At 73.0% G+C, this 12093-nt stretch carries 11 protein-coding genes; 6 read left to right on the forward strand and 5 right to left on the reverse strand.

Annotated elements, in window-relative coordinates; genetic code table 11:
• Positions 1–173 precede the first annotated feature (173 nt).
• From AB0L40_RS09140 to AB0L40_RS09155, 4 genes are all read left to right on the forward strand, one after another.
• Positions 174–1208 (forward strand): metal ABC transporter substrate-binding protein, encoded by a 1035-nt coding sequence (locus AB0L40_RS09140; RefSeq protein ID WP_364352465.1) that lies wholly within the window; start codon positions 174–176, stop codon positions 1206–1208.
• 60 nt (positions 1209–1268) lie between these two features.
• Positions 1269–1649, forward strand: a complete 381-nt coding sequence (locus tag AB0L40_RS09145) for a hypothetical protein (protein WP_364352468.1) — start codon at positions 1269–1271, stop codon at positions 1647–1649.
• A gap of 6 nt (positions 1650–1655) precedes the next feature.
• The gene (locus AB0L40_RS09150) at positions 1656–2066 is read left to right on the forward strand and encodes a thioesterase family protein (protein WP_364352471.1); all 411 of its coding nucleotides are present in this window, start codon (positions 1656–1658) and stop codon (positions 2064–2066) included.
• Positions 2067–2242: 176 nt separating this feature from the next.
• Positions 2243–3838: a trypsin-like serine protease gene (locus AB0L40_RS09155; RefSeq protein WP_364352474.1), complete on the forward strand. Its 1596-nt coding sequence runs from the start codon at positions 2243–2245 to the stop codon at positions 3836–3838.
• Positions 3839–4595: 757 nt separating this feature from the next.
• Here AB0L40_RS09155 and AB0L40_RS09160 read toward each other — a convergent pair.
• Genes AB0L40_RS09160 through AB0L40_RS09170 form a run of 3 tightly spaced genes read right to left on the reverse strand, consistent with a single transcriptional unit; the run spans position 4596 to position 7253 of the window.
• Positions 4596–5726 carry a CaiB/BaiF CoA-transferase family protein gene (locus AB0L40_RS09160; RefSeq protein ID WP_364352477.1) on the reverse strand — a complete coding sequence of 377 codons (1131 nt, stop codon included), beginning with the start codon at positions 5724–5726 and terminating at the stop codon, positions 4596–4598.
• A gap of 35 nt (positions 5727–5761) precedes the next feature.
• Positions 5762–5944 carry a hypothetical protein gene (locus AB0L40_RS09165; RefSeq protein ID WP_364352480.1) on the reverse strand — a complete coding sequence of 61 codons (183 nt, stop codon included), beginning with the start codon at positions 5942–5944 and terminating at the stop codon, positions 5762–5764.
• Entirely contained in the window at positions 5937–7253 is a 1317-nt protein-coding gene (locus tag AB0L40_RS09170; RefSeq protein ID WP_364352483.1) for an acyl-CoA dehydrogenase family protein, read from the reverse strand. Before AB0L40_RS09170 ends, AB0L40_RS09165 begins: the two co-directional genes overlap by 8 nt.
• Before the next feature lie 118 nt (positions 7254–7371).
• Here AB0L40_RS09170 and AB0L40_RS09175 point away from each other — a divergent pair, with 118 nt between their 5' ends.
• Positions 7372–8424, forward strand: a complete 1053-nt coding sequence (locus AB0L40_RS09175; protein WP_364352486.1) for a phosphotransferase family protein — start codon at positions 7372–7374, stop codon at positions 8422–8424.
• Between the two features lie 156 nt (positions 8425–8580).
• Positions 8581–9069: a helix-turn-helix domain-containing protein gene (locus AB0L40_RS09180; RefSeq protein WP_364352489.1), complete on the forward strand. Its 489-nt coding sequence runs from the start codon at positions 8581–8583 to the stop codon at positions 9067–9069.
• 86 nt (positions 9070–9155) lie between these two features.
• Here the strand turns inward: AB0L40_RS09180 and AB0L40_RS09185 are convergent, their stop codons facing one another.
• On the reverse strand, positions 9156–9863 hold the full coding sequence (locus AB0L40_RS09185) for a hypothetical protein (protein ID WP_364352492.1): 708 nt from the start codon (positions 9861–9863) through the stop codon (positions 9156–9158).
• Positions 9860–11722 carry a GAF domain-containing protein gene (locus AB0L40_RS09190; protein WP_364352495.1) on the reverse strand — a complete coding sequence of 621 codons (1863 nt, stop codon included), beginning with the start codon at positions 11720–11722 and terminating at the stop codon, positions 9860–9862. The genes AB0L40_RS09185 and AB0L40_RS09190 overlap by 4 nt, the downstream gene beginning before the upstream one ends.
• Between the last annotated feature and the right edge of the window lie 371 nt (positions 11723–12093).

Consider the following 12093-nt stretch of genomic DNA (forward strand, 5'->3'; position numbering starts at 1 on the left):
CGGGACCTTCGGTTGCGGCGGCCCGCGTACGTCGTCGAGGCGAGGCCCGCCGCGGGGGGGGGGGGCGCCCCCCAACAACCGCCGCCCTCGCCGCCGCCGGGGTCGCGACCGCGCTCCTGGCCGGGTGCGGGTCCGGCGACGGGACGTCGACCGCCGCCGACGGCACGCCGCGCGTGAAGGTCGTCGCCACCACGTCGCAGCTGGGCGACCTGGTGCGCGAGATCGGCGGCGACGCGGTCGACGTCCACCAGGTGCTGCAGCCGAACACCGACCCGCACGAGTACGAGCCGCGTCCCTCGGACGTCACGGCGACGGCCGGCGCGAAGGTCGTCTTCGCGTCCGGCCTCGGGCTCGACGAGTGGGTCGACGACGTCGCGAAGCAGGCCGGCGGCGACGCGCCCGTCGTCACGGTCGGCGAGACGGTCCCCACGAAGCTCGCCGGTGACGAGGAGGAGGGGCACGACCACGAGGCCGCGGGCGGGGACCACCCTGCCGACGGCGGTCACGCCGCTCCCGGGACCGACGCCGCCGAGCCCAGCGACGACGCCGCCGAGCCCAGCGACGACGCCGCCGAGCCCAGCGACGACGCCGCCGGCACGGCCGAGGCCGCCGCCACCCCCGGCGAGCTGGCGCACGAGCACGAGGGTGGTGTCGACCCGCACTGGTGGCACGACCCGACCAACGTCGAGCACGCGGTCGGCGTCATCCGGGACGCGATCGCGAAGGCCGATCCGGGCGCCGCCGCGGCGGTCCGCACGAGCGCCGCCGCGTACCTGGCGCGGGTCGAGGCACTGGACTCCGGGATCGCCGCGTGCATCGCGACGGTCCCGAAGGCGGAGCGCAAGCTCGTCACCAGCCACGACGCGTTCAACTACTTCGCGCACCGGTACGGGCTCACCGTGGTGGGCGCGGCGATCCCGTCGCAGACCACGCAGGCCCAGCCGTCCGCCGGCCAGGTCGCCGCGCTGACGAAGCTCATCGAGACGGAGAAGGTCAAGGCGATCTTCCCCGAGTCCTCCGTCAACCCGAAGCTCGCGCGGGCGATCGCGAAGGAGACCGGGGCGTCGTCGAACCTCGCGCTCTACGGCGACACGCTCGGGGCGAAGGGCACCGACGGTGCGACCTACCTCGGCATGGAGCGCCACAACGCCGACGCGGTCGTCCGCGGCTTCACCGGCGGCAGGGAGGGCTGCAGCCTCACGGGCTGATCGAGGATCCGCTCCCCGCCGGCGCCGGGCCCGTACGCTGCGGTCGAGCCCCGCGACCGCATGACGCCCGACCGCCTCTTCCCCTCCGAGCTGCACACCGCGGCCCTCTCGATCCGCGACCGGGTCGAGCTCGTCGCGCAGCAGGTCGCGCACGGGGCGGACCCCGACCCGACCGCGCTGGCCGCCCTCATGGCGTCGGCGGTCGACCTGCACCGCGAGATCGCCGACTCGCTCTTCCACGAGCTGCTCGACGTGGCCGACGACGCCGTCCGCGAGTTCAGCGACACGCTCGAGGTCGTCGCCGAGACGCTGGCGCTGATCGCCCGGACCGTCGACGTCGCGATGCTGGTGGCGCGCTTCCGGTCGATGGCCCGCCTCCCCGAGGACCCGTGGGGGATGCCCGTCCCGTTCACGCCGCCGCTGGACCGCGGGGAGCGCTGAGGGCCGGTGGTCGTCCACGAGCTGCGCGTCCGCTACGTCGAGTGCGACATGCAGGGCCACGTCTTCAACGCGCACTACGTCACGTGGATGGACATCGCCCACACCGAGCTGTGGCGCGCCGCCGTCGGCCCGTACGCGGCGTTCGCGGAGACCGGACTGGAGTTCGTGGTCGCCGAGGTCGGGGCGCGCTACCGGGCCGCCGCGCGGTTCGACGACGTGGTCCGGATCGAGGTCGTCCTCGACCCGCTGACGACGTCTTCGATGACGTCGCGGCACGCGATGTGGCGCGGGGGCGAGCTCCTCGCCGAGACCTGGGTGCGGCACGTCTGCGTCGACGCGGTGACGCACGAGAAGCGCGCGTGGCCGGAGGAGATCCGGGCGGCGCTCGCGCCGCACGTGGTCGTGCCCGCGGGCTGACCGGGCGTCCCCGGGGCGCCTCGTTCGGGTCCCGCGCCGGCCGGGACGTCGCCCGGGCCGGCCGCGTCGGACGGGTCGGCTCGCCCCGGGCCCGTCGCGGCGTCGTCCCGCTCGACCCGTGAGAGGTCCGTGAGGATGGGCCGTCGCGCGGACCGTCGCGGACTAGCGTCGTCGGCGTGTCCTCCTCCGCACCATCACCGTCCGTCGCCCGGCGGCCCGCGCCGCCGGCACTGATCGCCGCCGCGCTCGCCCTCGCGACCCTGGCCGGCCCGGCCGCTGCGACCTCCGGCGCGGCCGCCTCCTCCGGCGACCACGCGACCCCGCGCGTCGTCGCCGGCACGGCGGTCACCGTCGCGACCGTCCCGTACCAGGCCCGGATCCGCGTCCGGCTGGACGGCGCCGCGTGGGACGACGCCTCCGCGTCCCGGATGATCGGCTGCGGGGCGATCGTGCTGTCGAAGACGACGGTCCTGACCGCCATGCACTGCGTGGTCAACGGCAAGACGCCGATCGGCGCGCGGGCGATCGTCGTCGACACCGGCTCGTCGCGCTACGACACCGATCCGGCGAAGCGCGAAGCGCCCAAGCCGCTGACGGGCGACACGCCCCAGACCCGCCGCGTCACGCTCGTCCGGCGTCACCCGGGCTACCCGAACCCCGGTGGAGGTCCGGCGACCCGCGACCAGCGCGCCGACGACGTCGCGGTCCTGACCCTCGCGTCGCCCCTGACGCTCGACGGCAACACGAAGCCGGTGCCGCTCGCGGCGCCCGGCGCGCCGCAGACCGCCGGCGTCGCGCGGGCCTCCGGGTTCGGGCTGCAGTCCGGTGGGGCCACGTCCCCGAACGGCCGGCTCTACGTGCTCGACACGCAGCTGATCGACCCGGGCCTGACTCCCGGCTGGTGGGAGTCCACCAACGCGCTGTGGGTCGGGACGACGACGCCCGCCGGGTCGCTCTGCGAGGGCGACAGTGGTGGACCGCTCGTGCAGAACGGGCAGCTGATCGGCGTCTTCTCGAGCATGACCCTCGGCTGCCCGGCCGGCGCGCAGAACACGTTCACGTCGACGTCCGCGCCCGAGGTCCGCGACTTCGTCCTCGGCAACAGCAAGCCCGCGCGGGCCCCGCGGGGCGGAAGCGACGTCCTGCTGTCGGGCTCGGCGCGCGCCGGCGACGCCCTGACCTGCGCGCCCGGCACCTGGTCGGACGCCCCGTCGCTGGGCCTCGTGTTCTTCGACACCCGCGACGGGACCGTCCTGCAGAGCGGGCCGTCCACCACCTACGTCCTCGGTGACGGCGACGTCGGCCGCACCGTCTCCTGCCGGTCGGTCGCGACGACCGCCGGCGGCATCGGCCGCTCGCCGCGCACCGGCATCACCCCGCCGGTGGCCCCGCGTCCCGCGCCGCCCGCCCCGACGGTCCCGAGCGCCGCGCGCCTGAAGGTGCAGGCGAACGCCGGCGCTTCGCGCGTGCGCCGACGGGGCCGCGTGGCGTTCGTGATCGCGGTCGACAACGTCGGCGACACCCCGGCACGCAGCGTCCGCACCTGCGTCACGGTCGGCAGCCGCTTCGTCGTCTCCTCGCGCCACGGCGGCACGCTGCGCCGCGGCCGCCTGTGCTGGCAGACGAAGGAGCTCGAGCGCCGCACGCTCAAGCGCTTCGTGGTCCGCGCGAAGAGCAACGCCCGGCGCGGCCGGACGACCGCGGTGCGGGTCAAGGCGACCGCGACGTCGGTGCACTCGGCGAGCACCTCGCGGCGGCTGACGGTGCGCTGACGGCGCGGGGAAACCTTCGCGGTAGGAGTCCATCCTGGGTGCGCACCGAGACCCCGCGGTCTCGGTGCGGTTCGGCGTTCTTCGACGCGGTGCGCGCAGCCCGCTCTCGGGCGTTACGCGACGGGGACGGGGACGGGGACTGCGACGACGCCGTCCGCGAGCAGTCCGGCGACCTCGACCTCGTCGAGACCGGCAGCGGCCAGGACGACGCGTGTGTCCTGACCCGCCGCCCGGGCGGCTTGCGGGGTGGTCGGTGACCGGCCGTCGAAGCGCGGTGCCGGCGCCGCCTGGACGTGCCCGTCGACCTCGACGTAGCCGCCGCGGGCGACGTTGCGGGGGTGGTCCGCGACCTCGTCGAGCGACAGGACGGGACGTAGCGGGCATCGAGATCCGCGAACCGGTCGTCGAGCTCCGCCCGCGTCAGAAGTCGGACCGCGGCGGCGCGGACCCGCACGAGTGCGAGCCTCGTCCAGTGGACGCCACGGCGACCGCGGGGGCGAAGATCGTCTTCGCCCCCTTACGGTCGTGGTGTGTTCCCATCAAGCGATCCGAATGCTGAAAGCGTGCCGAGGCGGTGAAGCGATTACCCCATCGCGGGGGCCAGGGGCGCGGCAACTGCGGGAGCGTACGGCGCACGGACCGAGCAGCGACGCTCGTTGGTATGCGGCCCGCCACGATCGGGTGGCGCAGGCGCAGGCACCCCCGCCCCTGAGGGCGACGATCACTGCGGCCTGTCGCGGTGCTCGTGGGTGGCGGTTCAGGTGCGGGTGGGTGTGGCAACGGCGCCGTGGTCGAGGAGGGCGTCGATCTCGGCGGGCTCGAATCCAGCGTCGGCGAGGATAGATTCGGTGTCCTGGCCAGCGATGCGTGCTGGCGTGGGTTGTGTCGGGGGGTGCCCGTCGAAGCGCGGGGCGGGGGCGGCGTGCAGGTCACCCTGGATGTCGAGGTAGCTCTCCCGGGCAGTGCTGTGGGGGTGGTGGGCGACTTCGCGGAGGTCTAGGACGGGGGCGTAGCACGCGTCGCTGCCGTGGAAGAGCTGGTCGAGCTCGTCGCGGGAGCATCGACGGATCGCGGTGGCGATCTCGGTCTTGATTTCGGGCCAGCGGTCGCGGTCGGAGACCTCGGTGCGGGCGAGGTGGGAGAGGTCGAGGCAGTCACAGAGCTCGGCGTAGAACCGTGGCTCGATCGCGCCGATGCTCACCCAGCGTCCGTCCCGAGTCTCGAAGACGTCGTAGAACGGGGCTCCGGTGTCCAGCACGCCGGTGCCGCGATCGGTCGGGAACGTGCCTGCGCCGAGCATGCCGTGGAACATCGCGAGGAGCGCGGCGGTGCCGTCGATCATCGCGGCGTCGACGACACTGCCGGTACCGATGGCACGGGACTTGAGGATGCCGCACACGAGGCCGAATGCGAGGAGCATGCCCCCGCCGCCGAAGTCGCCGACGAGGTTCAGGGGCGGGACGGGCGCCTCACCGCGTCGGCCGATGGCATGCAGGGCGCCGCTAAGAGCGATGTAGTTGATGTCGTGTCCGGCTCGGTCGGCGAGGGGGCCATGTTGTCCCCAGCCGGTCATCCGGCCGTAGACGAGGGTCGGGTTGTGGCGGAGGCAGGTATCCGGGCCGATGCCCAGGCGCTCGGCGACACCGGGGCGGAAGCCCTCGAAGAGGGCGTCGCTCTGTGCGGCCAGTCGCAAGACAACTGCCACGCCTTCGGGTGTTCGGAGGTCCACGGCGATCGACCGGCGGCTGCGCTTGAGGACGCCGTGGTAAGTGTCGGTGGCGGGGTCTCCCCCGGGGCGGTCGACGCGAATGACGTCGGCGCCCATGTCGGCAAGCATCATGCCTGCGAACGGTCCCGGCCCGATCCCGGCGATCTCGACGACCTGCACGCCCGCGAGCGGCGCGTCGACTCGGTCGGCGGGGCTCACCGCTCGGCCCTCCGCGTCCCGGCGGCGAGCGCTGAGGCCCGACCGGGCAACGCCACGCGAAGGTCCGCGGGGCGTCGTTCGAGGGCGGTGAGACGGTTGAGGGCCCGGCCGACGAGGCCGAAAGCCAGGGCGATGCCGGCGGTCGTCACGACCGCGCTGAGCTGGGTGGCGTCACGCATCCTTGACTCCTGGGACGACGGACAGGTGGGCTCCGGCCGGTCCGCCTGCGCCCCCGGTGTGGCCGATGGCCCCGGGCACCGGCACGCGGGCGACGGTTCTCGCGCGCTGCGCGGCGATCTCGGTCCGGGCGATCGCGCGCCGGTGGACCTCGTCGGGGCCGTCGGCGATTCGCAGGGCTCGCTGGTTGGCGTACATCGCGCCGAGTGGGACGTCCTGGCTCACGCCCGCGCCCCCGTGCACCTGGATCGCGCGGTCGATCACCCGCAGAGACATGGCGGGCACCGCGACCTTGACCTCGGCGAGCAGGCCCTTCGCGGCCTTCGGGCCGCCGTGGTCGAGCAGCCACGCCGCGTTGAGCGTCAGGAGCCGCGCCTGGTCGATTTCGATCCGGCTGTCGGCGATCCACTCGCGGACGACGCCCTGGTCCGCCAGGGCGCGACCGAACGGGGAGCGGTCGTCGGCGCGGCTGCACAGGAGCTCGAGCGCCCGCTCGGCCGTGCCGATCGACCGCATGCAGTGGTGCAGGCGCCCGGGACCGAGCCGGGCCTGAGCGATCGCGAACCCGGCGCCCTCGGCGCCGATCAGGTTGGCGGCCGGCACGCGGACGTCCTGGAGCGAGACCTCCGCGTGCCCCTCTCGATCGTTGTAACCAAACACCAGCAGATCGCGCTCAATCACGACGCCGGGGGTATCCATCGGGACGAGAATCATCGAGTGCTGCTGGTGTGCGGGCGCCGCGGGGTTGGACCGCCCGAGCACGACCGCGACCCGGCAGCGGGGGTCGGAGGCACCGGAGACCCACCACTTCCGCCCGGACACGACGTAGTCGTCGCCGTCGCGCCGGATGCGGCAAGAGATCGTGGTGGCGTCCGAGCTCGCGACGTCGGGCTCGGTCATCATGAAGCACGACCGGATCTCGCCCTCCAGCAGCGGGCCGAGCCACTGCTCCTGCTGCTCAGGTGTTCCGAATTGCTCAAGCAACTCCATGTTTCCGGTGTCCGGCGCAGAACAGTTCAGCGCCTCGGGCGCTAGTAGGGGACTCCGGCCGGTGAGTTCGGCGAGGGGTGCGTAGTCAGTGTTGCTTAGCCCCTCCGTCCACTGCGTCCGGTGCGGGAGGAACAGATTCCATAGCCCTCGGGACCGCGCCTTGCGGGAGAGCTCCTCGAGGACCTCCGAGACGTGGTGCGGGTCGCCGCTCGCGGCCATCTCCATCACGTACGCCGCCTCCGCGGGGATCACGGCCTCCTCGACGAAGCTCCCGAGCTCCGCGTGGAGCTCCTCGGCGCGCGCGCTGCGTTCGAAGTCCATGTCCCGAGCCTGAGTGCTGGGACCGCTTCGCACCACCCGCCCGGGGTCGATCTGGCGGAATCGACAACCGGGTCCGACGCGCCGCGCGGGTCCGGCGGCGCCGTGGATAGTGGCCACTATGAGCCACGCCACGATGGAGGAGCCGCTCGGGATCGACCGGGCGCGGGTGGATGCCTGGTTGGCTTCCCGGATCTCCGACCTCCAAGGGCCGGTCGAGTACCGGCTGATCGCGGGCGGGCGCTCCAACCTGACCTACGAGGTGCGCGACGCGACCGGCCGTCGCTGGGCGCTTCGCCGTCCACCGATGGGGCGCGTGTTGCCATCCGCGCACGACATGGCGCGCGAGCACCGGATCATTGCGGCGCTCCGGCGGACCGCGGTCCCCGTCCCTGAGCCCATCGGCCTCTGCGACGACCCGTCGGTGTCGGGAGCGCCGTTCTACGTGATGGCGTTCGTCGACGGGCACATCCTGAAGGCGGAGGACGATGTCGTCGCGGCGTTCGCCGCGCCGGCGCGGCGAACGGTGACGCGCTCGCTGATCGAGTCGATGGCGGAACTCCATCGTGTCGATCCCCGGCCGGTTGGCCTGGGTGACCTCGGCCGTCCCGACGGCTACGCCGGACGACAGCTTGCGCGTTGGCGGTCGCAGTTCGAGCGCGCGAAATGCCGCGAGATGCCGGCGATCGACGAGACCGCCGAGCTGCTGGAGGCCAGTATCCCGACGCAGCAGCGCACGTCGATCGTCCACGGGGACTACCGGATCGACAATTGCGTCTTCGACGCGTCTGGGGAGGTGTGCGCGGTACTCGATTGGGAGCTGTGCACCCTCGGGGATCCGCTCGCGGACCTCGGGCTGCTGCTGGTGTATTGGATTGAGCAGGGCGAGCAGGCGCCGTTCATGCCCAACGGCACCCCTACGGTGCTTCCGGGGTTCCCGTCGCGCGGGGAGATCGTCGACCACTACGCCGCGACGTCGGGGCTGGATGTGTCGCACATCGACTTCTACACCGCCCTCGGCTACTGGAAGCTCGCCTGCATCCTCGAGGGGATGCACGCGAAGGCGGTGACCGGTTCGGCGCCTATCGACGAGTTCCTCCGCGACGTCGCTGGCCCGCAGGCCGTCACCCTGTCGGAGACCGCGCTGCGCATCGCGCGTCAGCGGAGCGCTTAGTGTGCTGATTGATTGGTTCTTGGATGGTCGCGGATCGGGGTCGTGCCTGGTCCTGCAGTCGCCTCGGTATCGCTCACGGACGACGAACGCGAGCAACGCGTGGCGTCGTCGCGTCGTCGGACGAGTTCGGAGGCCCTCGCGACGCGGTCGCGAATCGTGTCGGCCGCCGAGGGCCTGAGCAACACGGAGATCGCTGAGCAGGTCCGCGTGCATCGCAATACGGTCAGGACGTGGCGTGCGGGGTTCCTCGCGGGGCATCTCGGTGGTTTGGCCGATGAGCCGCTGCCGTGCCGGCCCAGGACGGTGACCGATCAACAGGTCGAGGACGTGGCCGTCAAGACGCTGAAGTCGACACCGAAGGACGAGACGCACTGGTCGACGCGGTCGATGGTGGAGGGGACCGGCATGTCGCAGTCCGCGATCCACCGGATCTGGAATGCGTTCGGCCTGCAGCCGCACAGCCAGGCCACCTGGAAGCTCTCGAGGGACCCGCAGTTCGTCGCGAATCCGGGCGTGGATCGAGTCCAGGAACGACAACCTGCGGCCCTACGTCAGGACCAAGACCGCCGACCAGATCCTCGAATCCACCAGCCGCTACTGCACACGAAGCAAGGAATCACCGCACAAGTAGGAGGCATGGGGTAGGACGTGGTCCGGTAGGGCGAGCCTCCGGCCCGTCGTCGAAGGCGAGAGCCGAACCTGGACGAGTGCCAACGCCTGACGCGGAGCGGCTACGGTGGCGGCGGCTCGAGCGACGAGAGCGGGCCGGGGGTGGCTGGGTCGCGCCCCGGGCCGACGGGCAGCGGCACCACCGTCGCCCCGCCGCGTCCGTCGTCCACAGGGACTGCGGAAGGCAGGACGGTGTGGAGGTCCGACGATCCGTGGTGCCCGTCGTCCTCCGGGCGCTCCAGGCCTAGGGTCACCAGGAGGTCCTCCTCGAGCTGGAACCACACGCTGTGGAACGAGTCGACGGCGGGCGACGTGAGGAACCGACGGTCGTGCTCGCTCATGGTCAGGGCCGCGCGCAGCCGGTCCGGGTACGGAGCGAGGTGCGGGACGGCGACTCCGGCTCGGTCCAGCGGCCGCGACGCGCCCGCGAGGCCGTCCCTCAGCATCCGGGATATCTCGCGGGCGGTCCCAACCTCACGCGACGAGAGCTGCCACGCGACGCATGCGTCCTCGACGATCGGATTGGCGGCGACGAAGGCCGCGTAGGCGTCCCGGACCACGTCGAGCGGCAGAGTCGAACGGAGGTCCGAGAGCATCCTCCGGTGCCTGCGGTACCCAGGCGGGGTGAGGACCAGGCCGTGACGGTTGCGGAGGACAAGCCCGTCGGCTTCGAGCGCGGCCATCGTGGCCGGGTCGGTGACCTGGTCGGCGAGCACCAGGCCGCGCGTCCGGAGGATGTGCAGTTGCGCGAGCTCGTCGGGAAGGGTCAAGGCGCCGTCCTCCTGACGGGCACCGGGCGACCGAGCGGATCGTAGCCCGGCAGCCGGCCCTGGAGCCGCAGGACGAGCATCGCCATCTGGGCGGTCAGCTGATCCTGGGCGTCGCCCGCGACGTCGAGGCCGGTCAGGTGCGCGATCGTCCGCAGCCGGTAGCGGACCGTGTTCTCGTGGACGTTCAGCGCCTGCGCGGCGAGCCGCGGACTGCGCGAGGACTCGATGAAGACGTAGAGGGTGCGCAGCAGCTCCGCCTCCCGAGGGTCCCGGCCGTCGGTGGTCAGCGCCGCGAGCTCCAGCGTCACGAAGCGCTCCAGAGCGCACCGGTCGACGGCCCCGAGGACGAGGCGGCCGACGCCCAGGGCGGACGCGGACACGACGAGCACGACCTCGGAGCACAGGCTCGTGACGGCGTGCGCGACCTGCCGCGCCTCCTCGAACGCATGGTGCACATCGTCGGGCGAACGGCGGGCGGTCGAGACGGCCGCGAAGTGGGCGTCCGGGTCGGGGAGCTCCCGGAGCGCGGCCTCGAGCGCGTCGGCGACGCGCGCGCAGCCGGCCGTCCGGGAGATGCCCTCCGGCAGCCCGACGACGAGGGCGGAGACCGCGTCGACGCTCGTGTGGGTCAGCAGCGGAGCCGTGCCGTAGTGGCTCGAGAACGCCGCCGCGATCTCGCCGGTGCCCGAAGGCGTCGCCGTCCCGCGGGGCTCGACGCGGCAGACGACGAGCGCCGCCGGCAGCGGTCCGAGGTGCTCGTCCATCGTGCGCTGCAGCTGGGTGGCGTCGTAGTCGGTCCGCAGGACGCCGCCGCCGAGCCCGGCGGCGGCGATCCGGCGATCGACCCGGAGCTCGAGCTCGAGCGCCCGCGCGGCCCGCTCGACCACCGCCTGGTCGGTGAGCGTCAGCCGGCTGCGGGACTCCATGATGGCGATGTACCCCCAGGTGGCGTCGTCGACCGTCACCGGAGCGACAAGGCTGCGGTGCAGGAGGTTGCAGTTGACGTTCGCGCCGACGATCGCGGACCGACCAGGGGCGATGGCGGCGAGCGCCTCCGCGACCTCGGGCTGGGCGGTGATCTGCGGCGCGAGGACACGGGACACGAGCGCGCTCACACCGTCGGGCGACGCCTGCGCCACGGGCACGCCCTCCACGGTGGCGACGCTGCACTGCTTCTCGGTCAGGCGCGCGGTCAGGGCCGCGATCCCGTCGGCGTCCGGGGTCGTGCTCGAGAGGCTGGTGAAGCGCCGGTCGATCACCGCCGCGCGTCCCAGCGTGGCCGCGCGGCGGTCGAGCCGGGCGTTCGCCTCCCGGAGCTCCGCGGCCGCGTCGAACTGCAGCACCACCGCGAGCGCGACCGCCCCGAAATGCATGAGGTCCTGCTGCTCCTGGTCCGAGTACGACCTGCGGCTCCCGTGCTGCTCGACGAAGAGGAGGCCGTCGACCTCGTCCGCGGCGATCATCGGGACCCCGAGCACGTCGGTGACTTCGAACTGGCGCATCGTCGGCCGGATGGCTCGGGCGTCGTGGGCGGCGTTCTCGACGACGACGGGACCGCGCGAGGCGATGATCTCGCGGGAGAAGCGGTCCGCGAGACCCCCGCAGATCAGGCCGTCGGCGGCGCCGTCCACGAGGGCGCCGAGCGCGGCGACGCCGCGGAAGAGCTTCGTCGTGTTCTTCGGGCGCAGGAACATGACGCAGCGGTCGACCCCGACGATCTCACTCGCCGCGACCACGATCGCGTGGAGCAGGTCGGCGCGGTCGCGCGACGAGCCGGCGGCTCGGACGATCCGCGCCGCCGCTTCACCGTTCGGGAGGCGCTTCGGGTTCTCCCCGGTCTCCGCTCCGCGACCGACCACCGCGGGGGACCATCCTGTCGCCATCATCCTCTCCTCGGGTTCGGTGCCTCGCGCCGCACCGGGAATTGCGTAGGGTCGGCGAGCGCCCACGGGAAGGTCGAGCGCCCCCGCTCTTGTCGATTCTGACAGGTACCGGGACGGACGTTGCCGAAGCCTGGGCCTGGGCCGGGCGTCGGGGCCCCTCGCGCGGGCGGGAGCGCCGCCGAGCACCGCGAACGACCATCCCGACCGGGTGGTGGGCCGTCGATCGCGACAACCGGGCAGCCGGTGACCCGGGCGACCGTGAGTTTGGAGAACCCGTCAACCCACGGGCCCGCTCCGGCCCGAGCGGGTCGTCCGAGGCTAGCGTCGGAAGGAGCACCCGGCCAGCC

Origin of the sequence: Patulibacter sp. NPDC049589, from assembly GCF_040675535.1 — a bacterium.
GTDB lineage: Bacteria > Actinomycetota > Thermoleophilia > Solirubrobacterales > Solirubrobacteraceae > Patulibacter.

Bases quoted from the DNA above. Each gene is read 5' to 3' on its own strand.
- AB0L40_RS09145 (WP_364352468.1), top strand. From the start codon at position 1,269: ATGACGCCCGACCGCCTCTTCCCCTCCGAGCTGCACACCGCGGCCCTC.
- AB0L40_RS09165 (WP_364352480.1), bottom strand. From the start codon at position 5,944: ATGCGTGACGCCACCCAGCTCAGCGCGGTCGTGACGACCGCCGGCATC.
- AB0L40_RS09170 (WP_364352483.1), bottom strand. From the start codon at position 7,253: ATGGACTTCGAACGCAGCGCGCGCGCCGAGGAGCTCCACGCGGAGCTC.
- AB0L40_RS09175 (WP_364352486.1), top strand. From the start codon at position 7,372: ATGAGCCACGCCACGATGGAGGAGCCGCTCGGGATCGACCGGGCGCGG.